The following is a 16,951-nucleotide window of genomic DNA, read 5'->3' on the forward strand; positions in this document are numbered from 1 at the left end:
TTCTTGACTCTCGGATTATCCGAGAGTCTATCATGAAGGAGAAAGAGGTGATAGTATTGCAAAATGCAATCGAAGTAAAACAATTGTCGAAGGTGTACAGAAGTGGTTTTCGGGCTTTGGATGAACTAACTATAACTGTAAAAAAAGGCGAAATTTTCAGTTTGTTGGGGAAAAATGGTGCAGGGAAAAGTACACTGATTAATATTTTGACCACTTATCTAAGTTTTACAAGTGGAGATGTCCGAATATTAGGGTGTCGTTTGCCAGACGATATCCGAGTGATTAGAGGGAAGTTATCCAGTGTAGCCCAAAAAAATTCTATTGATGGTTATTTGACGTTAATCGAGAATATGACGTTTCAAGGGAGCTTGTATCATGTAGCGGGAAATGAGTTACAGGAACGAATTGACGAGCTAATTCAGACACTTGATTTAGAGGCTTATAGGGATAAAAAGGTCTCTGAATGCTCAGGCGGGGTGCAAAGACGTTTGGATATTGCGATGAGTATGATTTCAGTGCCAGAAATTTTGTTTTTAGATGAGCCAACAACAGGAATGGATATTGAGTCACGATTGGCTATGTGGGAATTAATTAAGAAAATAAACCAAGTCTATGGGACAACCATTTTTCTGACGACTCACTATTTGGAGGAAGCCGATCAGTTAAGTGATAGAGTTTGTATCATTAAAGACGGGCATGAACAAATGATAGGGACTTCTAATGAGTTAAAACACTATCTTCAACAGAATCTAATCCGATTTTCTTTCGAGAATTGGACAGAATCTGAAAAGAAAAGTATGACAGAGTTCCTTCGTGTTATTGATTTTGTGAAAGAGGTAAGAGTAACAGATAATGCGGTGACCATTGAAGTAAATGATATTCGTAAAAACTATTTTGAGCTACTAAAAATCGGAATCAGAGAAGAATATTCATTTTATCGAGCAGAGATTGTTCGACCAACACTTGATGACGTGTTTTTAGCAATTGCTAGTAAGGAGGTCACGCATGAAAGAGATCAATAATCTAGCTAAACGTAGTATTAAATGGCGGTTCAAAAACCCCGTAACAATTGTTATGACGATGGTGCAGCCTCTCGTGTGGTTAGTCTTATTTGCCAACTTATTTACTACCGGAACCAACAATTATATGCGCTTTATTTTGGCTGGGATTTTAGTAATGGCTATTCTGTTTAGTTCGGGGATGAGTGGAATTGCTAACTATTCACTGAGAGCAAACGGTAGCTACTATCGTGTGATAATTTCACCAATAAGTAGAAAATCAATTATCATTGCTCATGTTTTAGATGCTGTCGTTTTATCCGGAATTCAGATAACAGCTCTTCTGATAATTGCTTTTTTATTTGGTGTGCGAATTGAAACAGGATTCATAGGTTTTTTATGTTTATGGTTATTACTTATCATTATGATAGCTGTGGTAGCAACATTATCATACCTGTTAAGTATCCATATTCCAGATGAAAATGGCTTTATAGCTATGATAAATACATTGACTCTCCCACTCTTTTTTCTTAGTACGGCGCTTGTGCAAAAAGGAAAACTATCGCCGATACTTGAATTTCTTATATCCATCAATCCAATTTCTTATGTTGTCGACTCTTTGCGGAACCTAATTATGGGACCGACTATTGACTGGCAAATTTACGGGGCTTCATGTGGAGGCATGTTTGTTCTAGCGATTTTTCTTATCATTGCAGTAAGTAAAAAGTTAGAAGCACTGTACTAGTGTGTCGGGGCAGCTGCAGATAGTTTTACTAACTCGATTTGAATTTAATTTCTATGCATGTTATTTTCAGCTTGCAAACAAAACGATAGTCTCTTGACTTTGCCCTTAGGATAAAGTGTAAGATAGAGATAAATAAAGTAGTATCTGAGAGGAGAATGGTATGTTAACCATTGGAGAGTTTTCAAATATATGTAGGGTTTCCACCAAGACGTTACGTTATTACGCAGACATTGATTTGATTCTGCCAAGTGTTGTAAATCCTGATACTGGTTATCGTTATTATTCTATCGATCAATTAGAGACAATGTTATTAATTGATCGTTTGAAGCAATATGATTTTTCTTTAGAAGAAATTAAAATCGTTTTAAAGTCAGAAAATGCGTCTGAAGAGATACTCTATTCGGCTCTTCTTAAAAAGAAAGATCTGATGAGAAAACGAACGCAGGAAATAGAAGAATCCATTCACCAATTAGATAATGATCTACTTACGCTAAAACAAGGAAAATCAATTATGTCATATCTGGAAAAAATTGATATTAAGCTGGTTGAAATGCCGACAATAAATATTCTATTTATCCGAAAGAAAGTACCTAAAGATGATTTTGAGCAAGAATTTATTGAATGTTTTCAACAGCTTACACAAAGAGTTGCAGATGAGGGATTAACTGTGGTTGCGTCTCCAATGGTCTTATATCACGAATCGACATTTGATGAGTCAGGTTTAGAGACAGAATTTGCCATCCCTATAAAGGAGGCGGTGAAGGGTACTCGTGATTTTCTATCGGGCTTATGCTTAAAAACCGTACTAAAAGGGGCTTATTCAGGACTTTCTTCGGTATATGTGAAACAAAGAGAGTGGGCTGAGAAGAAAAATTATGTTTCGACTAATGCACTTTACGAAATTTATGTCGTTGACCCGTCAGATGTGTCCGATGAATCAGAGCTTGTAACAGAGGTGTATTATCCTGTTAGAAGTGGGGGCAAATGATGAACACTGAAGAGAAACGCAATTTAGAGAAGATAATAAAAGAACAGTATGATAATATTGCTGGCATTACCATTCTCCAAAACGGTGAAGAGAGATATGAAGTCTATTTGAATAAGTGCACCAAAAAAAGCAAATTCCATGTGTATTCTGTTTCAAAGAGTATTCTTTCTATTCTGTTTGGAATCGCACTTGATAAAGGATATATAAAAAGCTTAGATCAAAAGGTACTATCCTTTTTCCCTTCTTATATAACAAAGAGGAGGGAGAAGACCATACAACAAATTACACTTCGCGATATGTTGACAATGACAGCACCTTACAAATATAAGCTGGCGCCCCTCACTTATATACGTTATTTTATGAGTAACGATTGGAAAAAATTTTCCTTAGATTTGTTAGGAGGAAAAGGGAAGATTGGTGAGTTTAAGTATACCCCGCTTGTCGGTCCTGACATTTTATCAGGTGTCTTGGAGTCTGTAACAGGAAAGACAGTCTTTGACTTCGCAAGTGAATATTTATTTGGCCCACTTAACATTGAGGTCGAGAAGAATATAACTTTTCAGACAGCAAAAGAGCAAACAGCCTTCAACAAATCGACGAACATGAGTGGTTGGGTATGCGATCCTAAAGGTTTAAATGCAGGAGGATGGGGTCTAACCTTGTCTGTAAAGGATATGTCGAAAATCGGTCAGCTCTATTTGAATGATGGCCAATGGGAAGGGGAACGGGTCGTATCCTCTAAGTGGATTGAGGAGAGTACTTGCGAGCATAGTAGATGGGACAAGATTGGCTTATCTTATGGATACTTATGGTGGCTTGTTGATAAAAATAAAGGTATCTATTGTGCGATGGGTGATGGAGGAAATACAATCTATTGTAATAGAGAAAAACAACTGGTAATAGCTATTGCCTCACTATTTGTTCCTAAAGCCAATGATCGAATAAAATTTATCAATGAGTATATAGAACCATTATTTGACACAAGCGATTTGTCACCAAGGTGAATAAAATAGAGCGCGTCAATAGTAACTGTAATAAGCCAATGTATTCTATGATTCACCTTTTTCATCAAAATAAAAATCAGCTGTCAATTTCTGTGAGCCGAAATTGACAGCTGATTTTCTTTGCGTATTCTCGCATAAATAATCGTCTATCTTATATTATTTCTTCATTTTAAAAGCATTATCTATTTTGTTTCATTGTCTTTTTTATAATAGAATGACAATCGCTTAAATGAACTTTTTGATGTCTAGTAACAGGCATTAGGAGTAATCCACCAACATTCTTCTTTCCCCAAAAATCAAGTAACCAAACGGCATCCTCGTGATTGAGCACCGATTTTGATTCTATTAAGAAAGACAATTGGTCACTAGACGGTTTTCTTTTTAAATCGTCGATTGTTAACTGTTCAATCAATTTTTTTGTTTGTCTAGCAACCGCTAAACGATAATCAAACAAGGCCTCTTGATTGATAGCGGTGGAGAATTCAGACATCTCCTCTTTTGACATGGAATTACCAGTATCCACACGAGTAATCGCTAATTTGTCTAGCCAATTGTCTTGAAAAATGATTTGTGTATGATTTGCTATTAATGTGTTTGCACAGATATCTTCAATTCGTGTCATATGAAAGATAAAAAAGGCAAGTGTACGATAGCCTTGATACTTATCACTCATTGTGTAGCGAAAACTTTGCTCATCTAGTCCAAACAAACAGTCATTTTGAAAGGTGTCTATTTGGCTACTGGTTAACTGTTTGTCATGAACAAAGGCATGTGCTTGTAGCGCTCTTCGTTTTACAGATTCGAGATCCTTTTCGGCCAAAGCGTGCCTTAGTTTTTTTATCAAAAAATTGAAATCAGTTCCTTTATTGATAGTCAATCTCCACACATCCTTTTTGTATTTAGTTGTTAGCAGCTTCTCGATATTTATCGAGTAATGCCTTAAATCCAGGCTGTTTTGAAAGCTTAGATTGCTCTTGTAGCAGGCTGTCGGCAATATTTGAAACGACGAATTTGCTCTTAAATAAGGTTACATTTTCTGCTTTCTTGTTCGTCACCATTCTTTTTATGAATTATCATACAGTATGTAAAAGATAGTAGTCAATGAACATTATCAAAGCTAAAACAAATCCAAGTTTATAACCTCCATCTAACCTTCAGCTCCCTTAAAAGCCTAATTCATTTAACCAGAGGGCGACCTGTTCTTCACGTTCTTTTAGAGTAGCCGCATCTTCCAATTTTCCTAAATACTTCTCTGAAATAATTTCACCATCCATCATAAATAGAATACGTTCAGTTTTTGAAGCAACCTTAGCATCATGGGTGACTAATAAGATGGTTGTGCCTGTTTGATTGATTTCATTAAATAAAACCATCACTTCGGCAGCCGATTTGGAGTTTAATGCGCCAGTCGGTTCATCCCCAAAAATAATCTCAGGTTCATTAATTAACGCTCGACAGATAGAAACTCGTTGTAATTGTCCCCCTGAAGCTTGGGTAATATCTTTTAAAGCGAGATTATGAACGCCTGTTTGTTTCATTAATTGATCGGCGCGTTCATCGATTTGTTTGTGTGTTCGTTTTTTTCCCAAGTAGGCAGAGAGTATCACGTTATCTCTTAAATTGAAGTTTTTAAGTAGATTTGCTTGTTGAAAGACAAAACCCATTTTTTCCAAGCGTAGGCTAGTTAATTCTTCTTCGTTTAAAGTGTCGAGTGGTTTGCCAGCAAATTGGACCGTTCCGGAAGTAGGCTGACTCATACCACTGACAGTATATAATAAAGTAGACTTTCCAGATCCACTGGCTCCCATAATAGAGACAAATTCTCCCTTGTTAATGGTTAAATTAATGTTTTTTAAGATTTGTTGGGGCGCCATGTTTTCTATGGGAAAGCTTTTTGATAAATTAGTTACTTTTAAAATCACGATAAATCCTCCTTTACTCAGCGACGAGCATGACATTTATTTTTCGAATAGATAAACTAACTACATACATGCTAATACTTACTACAAAAATTAACGAAAAAGGAATTCCAATGTAGTTGATAAGTGGGTTTGAAACAAACGTTAGCTTAGAGACACCAGAAAGTAAGAGACTGGCGACCTGTGTACCTAGTAAATTTGTTAAGATCAGTCCCATAACTAATCCGATTACTAGTGAAAACAGTGCGCGCGTGATGTATTGATATTGGAGCGTTTTGACTGAAATTCCAAGACTTTTCATGATGGCGATATTTTTGGCTTCCTTGACAATAATCATTTTGAAAAACATTGAAGTAATAAGAATCGCGATAAATAAAGAGAGGCCAAATGCGACTCGACTAATCACGGTGACTTGTTTGATAATTCCACCCAGTGTCTGTTTAATATATTCATCTGTATCGGTTACTTTGCTATGCTTAAACTTATTTTCTAAGTCTGCTTTTACTTGGTTGAGTTTAGATGGGTCACTGAGTTTAATATTAAATGTCACCCATAAAGGATGGCTATTTGGCAGCATTCCTTTAGCTGTTTTCCCACCATTCGTGACATCTTGATAGATTCCGCTCAGCGTAACGACTTTTTCTTGGTCTTTCTGAATAAGAGTAAGTTTGTCTCCAATCGTTGCTTCAAATTCATCTGCATTCATACTAGAAAAGGCAATCTCATTCTCATTTTGTGGTGCCCTTCCACTGGTATAACTGAGTGGAAAAGAGTCGTAGTCTTCGGTATTTTCTATTTTGATAGTCACTAGCTCATGATCTGCGTTCTTTATCTGATAGGCACTTGTTTCATAACGTACATACTTTTCAACGGGTGATTCTTTATCCATTATTTTATTATGTAAGTCTGTTTCTATTTGATTGCCTTCCTCTTGATATTTATCTAGTTGATGTAAATCAATTCGTAAATCACTTTTTCCCGCCCCCATGTAAGAAATGAAGCTAGGCGCTTGAACGGTTTGTAAGAAATTATAGGGGACGCTCATTAAAAATAGGCTGATGGCAAACACGAACATGAGTAACAGATAAACTTTTATTTGTGTGCATACTTCACGAATACCCATAAAGAGTGTTTGATTGCTGAGCCAATGTTTTTTTCCGCTTATTCGCATTTTATGCGCAATTTTTCTATTTCCAGATATTTCTCCGGTTTGTAAGGCTTGATAGGCAGAAATTCTCTTGAATCGTCGGAAAATAATTTTGCAAAAAAGATAAACAAATAGAAAAACAAGAAGAGAGCCTAAAAGAGGGAGCAGGTAGCTACTAACAGTTTTAGGTGCAGTTCCTATGTAAACAGCCATTGACTGCGTGAACAAATTGGTAACAGCTAGTGAAAAAATGTAACCTGTCAAGCAGGCAACTGAAGTTATAAGAATGTATTTTGTAAGATACATTTTTTTTGTATTTTTGTTGCTAATGCCAATTGCCTTCATAATTCCAATCTCACGATAATCCTCTTCAATTGCTGTTAAAATGGTAAATCTTAAACATAAGGAAGCAATCACTAGTAATAGCAGACTAATTAATGTGATAATTGCGATTACAATCCCATCTGTTAATGAATTCAATACTTGATATAAGGTGCGTGTCAATGCAGTTCCGCTTTGTGGAAGAGTAGAGGCCTCATATTGTTTTTCAAAATCAGACAGTTTTTTTTCATCTTTTAATTTAAACTCGATTAAGTATTCTTGATTGTTTAGATAGGTCGCTAACTCGTTCCAATCATTGTTACTAACGAGTAAACGTTTAGAAGTAACAAGTGAAGGATTCATCTGTGCATCACGAATAAAAGAAGTAATCGTAAATTTTTTTTTGAAGTGTCCAATACTTACTTGTATACTATCACCTAGCTTTAGATGATATTGTTGTTGATGATATACCGGAATCCCAATTTCACCATCGGAAACTTTAGCAATGCTGTTACTTGTATCTAGTAAGAAGTCAAATGAATCATTTTGTTTTACAAAACTGTTTTCAATGATACTATTTACTTCCGATTTATCTTTTCCTTGAAGGAATAAATTTTCACCAGCGATGTTTAGCATTGTGACAGTTTGTTGGTCTTCTACTAGGCTGTTTTTTTGGCTAAATGTTTTAATTTCTTCTGGGGATAATTCGCCAGCGTACATTTGAACATAACTTGGAACTTTTGCTTGTTCAAACAGATGATTTATAGAACCATTTAGATTTGTCACAATGCTTAAGGCACTCGATACTAGCATAGCGGACAATAAAATAAATATGAAAAGTGTAAAAGTAATCACCTTATTTTTTGCGAAATCCTTTTTTATGAGTCGATAGTTCATTTGCCGCCTCCTTTATTAACCATGTTATTTTCTATTTTTCATTTTAAGAAGTTATTTTATAAAATTCTAAAGCTCAGGTTTCTCTGTTTAATTGATTCTTTTGTAATAGGGAGGCTGGGACCATAACTTGTGGAGTTATGTCCCAGCCTCTCTAAAACTGAATAAACGCTATTTCATAAGACTTCACTAGGCTCTCAAAAACTTCTACGCATGAGATACGTTAGAGCTGAAAGGAGAGCAATAAACTATATCTGTCCGTTACAGGCTAGTTAAACCTACTTTCAACTATCAGTGAGCTCTAACAGAGAGTAGAGTGATTAGTCTCTACTAATTTTGCGTAAGCGTTTCAAGACAAAAAATGACAACACGAGACTACAGAGAATTAAACCTAATAAGCTAGAAAAAATCTCGTTTGAACTACCTGTATTGGGTAATCTTTTTGGTTTAGATTGTTTTTTTATTGATGAAATGGAAGGTTTTATTTTTTTCTTTCCATTATTATCTGGTGTCGTTTTGTTTATACCTTCTTTTGTTTTTATATAAACATAGGTAGTAGTCTGAGTTGCTTCTGTAAAGAATCCTTGACTTTTTCCAATTCTTTCTTTTAGTTCATAGCCTTCAAACAGTTTAGCTTCCGTTTTGAAAGCTGCACCAATATTTCCAGAAAGAATGATGTCATCTGCTAGAGCCTTACCTGTCTCATCTTGATATTTGACAGTGACAGAAGAAGTCGGGATAGGGTCTTTTGTATAAACTAAAGTGACCGTTTGATCTTCGGTAGTGTATACTCCGCTTTCATTGCCTATAACTTCTTTGAAGGTATAACCATCAAAAGCTTTTTTCTGCGTCGTGTAATTTGCCCCAACTTCACCAGAAAGAACGATGTCATCCGCTAAAGCTTTTCCTGTCTCATCTTGATATTTGACAGTGACAGAAGAAGTCGGGATAGGGTCTTTTGTATAAACAAAAGTGATTGTTTGATCTTCGGTAGTGTATACTCCGCTTTCATTGCCTATAACTTCTTTGAAGGTATAACCATCAAAAGCTTTTTTCTCTGTCGTGTAATTTGCCCCAACTTCACCAGAAAGAACGATGTCATCCGCTAAAGCTTTTCCTGTCTCATCTTGATATTTGACAGTGACAGAAGAAGTCGGGATAGGGTCTTTTGTATAAACAAAAGTGACCGTTTGATCTTCGGTAGTATATACTCCGTTTTCATTGCCTATAACTTCTTTGAAGGTATAACCATCAAAAGTTTTTTTCTCCGTCGTGTAATTTGCCCCAACTTCACCAGAAAGAATGATGTCATCCGCTAAAGCTTTTCCTGTCTCATCTTGATATTTGACAGTGACAGAAGAAGTCGGAATAGGGTCTTTTGTATAAACAAAAGTGACCGTTTGACCTTCGGTAGTATATACACCAGTTTCATTGCCCCTAACTTCTTTGAAGGTATAACCATCAAAAGCTTTTTTCTCTGTCGAGTAATTTGAACCAACTTCACCAGAAAGAACGATGTCATCCGCTAAAGATTTGCCCTCTTCATCTTGATATCTAACAGTGACAGAAGAAGTCGGGATAGGGTCTTTGGAGTAAACAAAAGTGACCGTTTGATCTTCGGTAGTATATGCACCAGTTTCATTACCTATAACTTCTTTGAAGGTATAACCATCAAAAGTTTTTTTCTCTGTCGAGTAATTTGAACCAACTTCACCAGAAAGAACGATGTCATCCGCTAAAGCTTGTCCAGTCTCATCTTGATATTTGACAATGACAGAAGAAGTAGGAATAGGGTCTTTTGTATAAACAAAGGTAAGTGTTTGGTCTTCGGTAGTGTATATGCCTGCTTGATTTCCGATAACTTTTTTAAGGGTATAACCAACAAAGTGTCGTTCAATGAATACATATCCTGTCCCGACTGGACCAGATAGAACCATGTTTTCATCAATTGCCGTACCTTCTTCATCTTGGAATCTGACAATGACAGAAGAAGTCGGGATAGGGTCTTTTGTATAAACAAAAGTGACCGTTTGATCTTCGGTAGTATATACACCAGTTTCATTGCCTATAACTTCTTTGAAGGTATAACCATCAAAAGTTTTTTTCTCCGTCGTGTAATTTGCCCCAACTTCACCAGAAAGAACGATGTTATCTGCTAGAGCCTTACCTGTCTCATCTTGATATTTGACAGTGACAGAAGAAGTCGGGATAGGGTCTTTGGAGTAAACAAAAGTGACCGTTTGATCTTCGGTAGTGTATACTCCATTTTCATTGCCCCTAACTTCTTTGAAGGTATAACCATCAAAAGCTTTTTCCTGCGTCGTGTAATTTGCCCCAACTTCACCAGAAAGAACGATGTCATCTGCTAAAGAGTTGCCTTCTTCATCTTGGAATCTGACAGTGACAGAAGAAGTAGGAATAGGGTCTTTTGTATAAACAAAGGTAAGTGTTTGGTCTTCGGTAGTGTATATGCCTGCTTGATTTCCGATAACTTTTTTAAGGGTATAACCAACAAAGTGTCGTTCAATGAATACATATCCTGTCCCGACTGGACCAGATAGAACCATGTTTTCATCAATTGCCGTACCTTCTTCATCTTGGAATCTGACAATGACAGAAGAAGTCAGAATAGGGTCTTTTGTATAAACAAAAGTGACCGTTTGATCTTCGGTAGTATATACTCCGTTTTCATTGCCTATAACTTCTTTGAAGGTATAACCATCAAAAGCTTTTTTCTGCGTCGTGTAATTTGCCCCAACTTCACCAGAAAGAACGATGTCATCCGCTAAAGACTTGCCCTCTTCATCTTGATATTTGACAGTGACAGAAGAAGTCGGGATAGGGTCTTTTGTATAAACAAAAGTGACTGTTTGATCTTCGGTAGTGTATACTCCGCTTTCATTGCCTATAACTTCTTTGAAGGTATAACCATCAAAAGCTTTTTTCTCTGTCGAGTAATTTGCCCCAACTTCACCAGAAAGAACGATGTCATCCGCTAAAGCTTTTCCTGTCTCATCTTGATATTTAACAGTGACAGAAGAAGTCGGGATAGGGTCTTTTGTATAAACAAAAGTGACCGTTTGATCTTCGGTAGTGTATACTCCGCTTTCATTGCCTATAACTTCTTTGAAGGTATAACCATCAAAAGCTTTTTTCTCTGTCGAGTAATTTGAACCAACTTCACCAGAAAGAACGATGTCATCCGCTAAAGCTTTTCCTGTCTCATCTTGATATCTAACAGTGACAGAAGAAGTCGGGACAGGATCTTTTGTATAAACAAAGGTAAGTGTTTGGTCCTCGACGGTATATACACCTGCTTGATTTCCGATAACTTCTTTAAGGGTATAACCAACAAAGTATCGTTCAATGAATACATATCCTGAGTTAACTTCACCTGATAAAATCATGTCTTCATCTATCATGTTTCCATTCTCATCAACAAACTTAACAATGAGAGACGAGGTTGGTATTGGGTCTTTGGAGTAAACAAAAGTGACTGTCTGCTCTTCAGTAGAAAATAGGCCTGTTTGATTCCCGATAACTGTTTTATAGGTATACCCATCAATTTTTTTCTCAACGGCTGTATAAGGTTCATCTACATTGCCCGAGAGCTGAGTATTTTCCGATAAACTATTGCCCTCTTCGTCTTGATAAATGACGGTTACTGGTGCGCCAACTTTTACCATCTTTTCTACAACAATCCCTGTATCTTGTGCTTGTGCACTGACTGTATCTCCTTCAGCAGAAACAAAGTTGGTAATAGTTGTTCCAGAAGCAGTTTCATTGATTCTTGCTCTGAATTGTAGACGAATGATCTCTTTAGGCGTAACAATTCCTTCAAGCGTTTCATCATCTCCAGCAAGGTTTCCAATAGGCACTGCTAGCTCGCGGTTTGACTGCCCATAAGTATAAGCAATTGATTGCCCATTTTTTTTGACACCAGATTCATTATTAAAATCAATGCCAGAAGGTAAAGTATCAAACACGGTGATGTTTTTCCAAGTAGAAAATGGTTCATCATTACTTAAAGTAATCGTGTATTCTAAGACATCACCTACACGATTTATGCCATCTGTTGTGGTTATGTTCTCGACTTCTTTTTTTGTGTAACCAACTGGTGCGCCACCTGTATCGATGCCTGCTCCAATATCGATTGCTTGAACATTAATACCTCCTAATATGGTTGGTAAAATCATTATCAAACAGCTTAAAATTATTTTTAATTTTTTTAGATATTTGTTCATAATTACATTTCCTCCGTGGTTGGGGTAGAAGTAGTTGACTTCTGAGTCCACCATTTATTTGTTGTATCTCAAGACTATTATTTTTTCTTCATCTTAAATTATAAGATTTCAGGTATTTTTCGGAAGTCATTGCTGACTACCTTTGTTTTTATTGGAACCATAAAGATAAATGTGGATTCTTATTTCCCTCGAATTTAATCAAAAGGCCAATAAAATGGATTCCCCAAAAATCCACTTCATTGGCTCTGCGTCTACTGCGTCTCATGCGTCTGGCTCAGTTATGATCATTAGTTTATATTTTTTCAAATTAATAAGACTTTCCTGCTTGCATTTTGGGCAAAAGAGAGGGAAGTTTTTTAGTTCAGTATCTTCTCTAACCTGTATCCGTGTTTTATTTGCACAAACAGGACAATAGACCCATCTATAGTTCATATTTACCTCCCAAACAATTAAGTTAAGCGAAACCTTAATCAAATAAAGAGGACGTACAAAATATGTACATAATTAATAGTTAAATTAATGTAGACTTTTTGTAGCGTCTCTATATTCCCCACGGCTTTGTTGATCAGTTTTTAATTAAGGTGGTATAGATGAATAATCTTCACCAATATTAGCAGTTACAAGGTGCGCGTCTCCATTTAAAGTAATAACTAAAATACTTCATTTTTTCTCCTCCTAGGGTTTTTCTGTACAGGTTAAGCCATAATTATTTTCATAAAAATTAGCCGTTTTCTTCAAACTAAGATACTTAGTGTCATCAGCTATTTTAGGGCGAAGAAAGCCAGCTTGATTGAACGCTTCTAAATCTCCAGTTACCAAATCAAGCGTGAGTGTTTCATAAATTAGTCCATCTTTGATTTCATATTCATGTTTAACACCTGCATAATCATTATAAATTTTAGAAGCTTTCTCTTGTTGCAGCTCAGCTTCTTGCTCATCTTTGGAGGTCAGTTTTACAGGTCTAGAGCTTTCTTGTTTTGTTTCTGTGAGAACGTCATCCCTTGCTTTTAAAGTGATTTTTAATGTGATACCCCCACGTCCCGTACCTTCGTATATTGTCGTTGTTTCTTTTTTTGCCTGGCAACCGGTAGTTATCAGTAAAAGTAAGACAAAAAGTATTGTTTTTCGCAGTTTCATTTTGATTCGCTCCTTGCACTATTTATTTTCTTTTTTTTAGTAAAAAATGGAGACTAAAATAAAGAATAGTGAGTAAATTATATCGAATTAAAATACTTGTAAATATTTGCATGTTGATTGGTTGTTTCAAAAGAGAGTTAGGGTCTTCTTCTAAGAAAAAGAAAAAATTCACCGTCTCTATTTTTATTGATAAAAAAATTAATAAAACAAAGGAATAGAATAGGCTAAGAAATGGTAAAAGTAAGCTAAGTTTAGTTATGTATTTTGTTAAGTAGGCTTGTAAAACAAGACTATAAACAATAAGAATTAATAGGATGATATGTATCATATGACCTCCTAAAAGAAATTCTGATAGATACTTTGTCCCTATATTGTTAAGAAATTTCTAATACAATGAGTCTTTATACTCCGAAAGTAGCAGACTTCAGGAGTGTCGGGAGTATAAAAAGCTTAAAACAAAAATCATTGTGACTTTGAAACAATCGGTATACTAGCTGATTCACAATAAGCTAGAAAACGTTCTTTTCCAACAAAGTCTGAATTCAAAGCGCCTATTCATTTTCCAATAACATACAAAAGGTAGGAATTACTCGATGCTTGCGTGATTGTGTCTAGTTGATTAATGACAAATGCTTTTTAATCAAGGGACTATAGTAAGTTAATTTTTCTTTGTTAACTTCAAGTCGGCATCGGTTCAGAATCCAACATTCCCTATTTAAAAAGCTAGCTATAAGAACTTCAAGGTATAATAATTCTCCATCATAATTGCAAAATTAGAGGCCAGAGATAGGTAAGAAGCAGTAAGCCAACAAATGTAATGAGTAAAGAGAACATAGCGCTCAAGATTCGCATTACATTTATTTCACCCCTTTTTGACGAGCATAGCAAATCAGATGTCCTTTTCTTTTTGATAAAGTAGTTTGCTTAGGACCGCAAGTATTAGGGTTGCAATAAAAGTCATGAGAATAGGTATATAAACCGTTTCTTGAAAAATTTCGAAGCCGATACCATAAAGTATTTGACCAATTGGCGCGACACACTGGGCAGTTGCCATGATAATTGCCATGACTTTCCCTAAATTTTTACTTGGTGTAATCTTTTGAACCTTACTAATGGCAAAAATTGAGACAATTGATAAACAAGCTGAAAGTGGGACTCCACAAAGTAGAAACAGAGTAAAAGACGGGAGAACGCCAAAGCTCAGCAGGATAGGTGTACATGATAAAGCAATCGGAAGCAGTAAACATGCAATGAATAGAATCCAAAGATAAAAATTTGAAACCTTTAATTTCTTTGATACAAAACCTAGCATCAGGGCACCTAAGATAGTGGCAAATTCAATAATAGCCACGCCAATTCCATATAGGCTAGTATTTAAATCCATCGTGACTCGTAATATGTAGGGGACACCGACAATAAAGAGTGGAGTAAGCGCAAAATTTAAGCCTACGCTTATCAACATAGTTTTCCGAATGAAGCTATGTGTTAATGTGTAATGAAAGCCTTCCTTCAAATCACCTGCCAATACGGTAAAGACATTCCCTGAGAAATTTGCTTCATTTTTAGGAACTAAAATACGTGTCTCTAAGAATGCAGTTAAGAAAAAAGCAAGTGTAGTAATTATTAAAATATTGTTCATCCCAATGATACTGTAGAGTAATCCACCAAAAATGGGTGCGACAATTCCTGATAAGGATTGAACTCCTTGCAATATTCCATTTGCCGCTTCTAATTTATCATTAGCAGAAATACTGGGAATAATCGCCGTTACAACGGGCGTATCCATTGCACCAACAAAACCAAAAAGAATCATAGCAATCGTAATAATGACCAAGGAAGATTGATTGAATAAAAAAGCAACCAATAGAAATAGACTGAAGAGTCCATTGGCTAAGTCCAGGCTTACCATGATTGTTTTGCGGTTGAACCGATCTGCTAAAGCACCAGCAATTGGTGATAACAATACTGGAAGACTTGAAATAGCAAATAAGGTGGCATAGATATCTGCTCGCCCGGTTATATCTAGAACGTATAAAGAGAGAGCAAATCGTAGTAATGAAGTCCCAAATACAGAGACGGCTTGTCCTGTTACTAACTTGATAAAATTAAAGGTTGTTTGATAAACAGATATTTGAATGGTTTTCATAATTTATCTCCTAAGCTATGTGAATAAGTAGATATATTTCACAAAATATGTGCATATTTTTTTTATGAGCAACTTTAAATCTGTAGGTGGTCTTTTATTTTTACTAAAACGAAGATAAGTAAAATTGATTGCCCGATATTTCCCAAAGATGGTGAATCAGTGAGTGCTAGTAACAGTCTAAAATCATAGTTTAGCAAATGAAATACGACAGCTATATGTCATATTCGTATTTTATTTTCATTTCCTGTATTTTTTTTCTAACTTCTTCACGAATCACTTGCGGTTCGATTACTTCAACAGCCGAACCAAAACCTAGTATCCAAGAAATCAAAAAGTTTTTGTTGTCAAACCATTGCTTAAAATGAAGACAGTTTTCTCGTTCTTCGAAAGAGGCCATCCCAAAGGAGTCAATCAGTCGTGGTTTCTGTGATTTATCAAAATTAGCCACCAGGTAGAAATTTTTCTCATATTCAAAATGCTTGGCCTTTTTTGGCACAGAAGCTATTTTAGTCGCGGGGTTATCTATGAGTTGCAGTTTTTCTATTCGAGTGAGTTTATATAGACGAACCTCTTTTCTCTTTTCGCAAAAACCATGAACATACCAAAATCCCCAACGGAAAACTAGTTGATAGGGGGAAATAGTCTTATACGATTGTCGATCAATCGTATAATAAGAAAAAGCAATCTGTTTATTCAAGTTAATCGCAGTTTTAATTAACTCAATTTTTGAAATAATCTCTTTTGCATTTGATGCATGTGGAGGAGATAAATCAATGTCAAAATACGAAAACAATGTCGTATCCTGCTGAAAGATTTTTTTAGTAATTCCTTCTGATTGCATCTCTTTATGGATTGAGTCAAGGGCTCTTAAACCGGCTACTAATAAATCTTTTTCTCCAACACTCATAAAATTTGTAGAAAGTCGATAAGATTTATCAATCGAAATTCCGCCATTAAAGCCTTTTGCTGTTTCAATTGGAATTCCTGCAATTAAGAGCTTATCTAAATCTCTCAGTATGGTCCGCTGTGAGACTTCAAAATGTTGAGCTAGTTCTTTTGCTGTCATTCTCTCTTTTTCGCTGAGAAGAACAATGATTTCAAACAAACGGTTCATAGAGATCCCTCCTTCTAGGTAAAATAAAAAGCCAACAACAAAGAATCCTCATTCCAAGTTATTGGCTCTGCGTCATAGCGTCTGGCTCTTTTATTATAGTAACTTTTAATCGTGTAACATTGACTAAATTTTCTTGTTTGCATTTTGGACAATATAGAGGGAAGTATTTAATGGTCGTATCCGGTCGGATTTTTGTACGAGTTTTTCCCGAACAAGTAGGGCAGATAATCCAAGATGTTGTATTCATAGTAAAATCACTCCTCGTTTTTTATCATGTCATAGTAGCGAAAAAAA

At 35.8% G+C, this 16,951-nt stretch carries 13 protein-coding genes; 4 read left to right on the forward strand and 9 right to left on the reverse strand.

Annotated features, from left to right (window positions below):
• Positions 1-47: 47 nt before the first annotated feature.
• The 4 genes from IGI37_RS05605 (at position 48) to IGI37_RS05620 (ending at position 3,735) form a co-directional block, all read left to right on the forward strand.
• A complete protein-coding gene (locus tag IGI37_RS05605; protein ID WP_438760459.1) occupies positions 48-1,022 on the forward strand; it encodes an ATP-binding cassette domain-containing protein in 975 nt (324 codons plus the stop codon).
• Positions 1,006-1,743: an ABC transporter permease gene (locus IGI37_RS05610; RefSeq protein WP_438760460.1), complete on the forward strand. Its 738-nt coding sequence runs from the start codon at positions 1,006-1,008 to the stop codon at positions 1,741-1,743. Before IGI37_RS05605 ends, IGI37_RS05610 begins: the two co-directional genes overlap by 17 nt.
• Positions 1,744-1,903: 160 nt before the next feature.
• Positions 1,904-2,731 (forward strand): MerR family transcriptional regulator, encoded by an 828-nt coding sequence (locus tag IGI37_RS05615; RefSeq protein ID WP_438760461.1) that lies wholly within the window; start codon positions 1,904-1,906, stop codon positions 2,729-2,731.
• Entirely contained in the window at positions 2,728-3,735 is a 1,008-nt protein-coding gene (locus tag IGI37_RS05620) for a serine hydrolase domain-containing protein (RefSeq protein ID WP_438760462.1), read from the forward strand. The genes IGI37_RS05615 and IGI37_RS05620 overlap by 4 nt, the downstream gene beginning before the upstream one ends.
• A 178-nt stretch (positions 3,736-3,913) precedes the next feature.
• Here IGI37_RS05620 and IGI37_RS05625 read toward each other — a convergent pair whose 3' ends face one another.
• From IGI37_RS05625 to IGI37_RS05665, 9 genes are all read right to left on the reverse strand, one after another.
• The gene (locus IGI37_RS05625; protein WP_438760463.1) at positions 3,914-4,612 is read right to left on the reverse strand and encodes a hypothetical protein; all 699 of its coding nucleotides are present in this window, start codon (positions 4,610-4,612) and stop codon (positions 3,914-3,916) included.
• 286 nt (positions 4,613-4,898) lie between these two features.
• Positions 4,899-5,657, reverse strand: coding sequence for an ABC transporter ATP-binding protein (locus IGI37_RS05630; RefSeq protein WP_438760464.1), 759 nt, complete (start codon positions 5,655-5,657; stop codon positions 4,899-4,901).
• A gap of 13 nt (positions 5,658-5,670) precedes the next feature.
• Positions 5,671-8,019 (reverse strand): FtsX-like permease family protein, encoded by a 2,349-nt coding sequence (locus IGI37_RS05635; RefSeq protein ID WP_438760465.1) that lies wholly within the window; start codon positions 8,017-8,019, stop codon positions 5,671-5,673.
• Positions 8,020-8,336: 317 nt separating this feature from the next.
• Positions 8,337-12,260, reverse strand: coding sequence for a MucBP domain-containing protein (locus tag IGI37_RS05640; protein ID WP_438760466.1), 3,924 nt, complete (start codon positions 12,258-12,260; stop codon positions 8,337-8,339).
• Between the two features lie 261 nt (positions 12,261-12,521).
• Positions 12,522-12,692 (reverse strand): cysteine-rich KTR domain-containing protein, encoded by a 171-nt coding sequence (locus tag IGI37_RS05645; RefSeq protein ID WP_438760467.1) that lies wholly within the window; start codon positions 12,690-12,692, stop codon positions 12,522-12,524.
• Between the two features lie 243 nt (positions 12,693-12,935).
• On the reverse strand, positions 12,936-13,397 hold the full coding sequence (locus tag IGI37_RS05650; protein WP_438760468.1) for a DUF1307 domain-containing protein: 462 nt from the start codon (positions 13,395-13,397) through the stop codon (positions 12,936-12,938).
• An 889-nt stretch (positions 13,398-14,286) separates the two neighbouring features.
• Positions 14,287-15,543, reverse strand: a complete 1,257-nt coding sequence (locus IGI37_RS05655) for an MFS transporter (protein WP_438760469.1) — start codon at positions 15,541-15,543, stop codon at positions 14,287-14,289.
• A 211-nt stretch (positions 15,544-15,754) separates the two neighbouring features.
• Positions 15,755-16,657 carry a helix-turn-helix transcriptional regulator gene (locus IGI37_RS05660; RefSeq protein WP_438760470.1) on the reverse strand — a complete coding sequence of 301 codons (903 nt, stop codon included), beginning with the start codon at positions 16,655-16,657 and terminating at the stop codon, positions 15,755-15,757.
• 58 nt (positions 16,658-16,715) lie between these two features.
• Positions 16,716-16,904 carry a cysteine-rich KTR domain-containing protein gene (locus IGI37_RS05665; RefSeq protein ID WP_438760471.1) on the reverse strand — a complete coding sequence of 63 codons (189 nt, stop codon included), beginning with the start codon at positions 16,902-16,904 and terminating at the stop codon, positions 16,716-16,718.
• Between the last annotated feature and the right edge of the window lie 47 nt (positions 16,905-16,951).

Source organism: Enterococcus sp. AZ194 (genome assembly GCF_051713825.1).
Taxonomy (GTDB): Bacteria; Bacillota; Bacilli; order Lactobacillales; family Enterococcaceae; genus Enterococcus_K.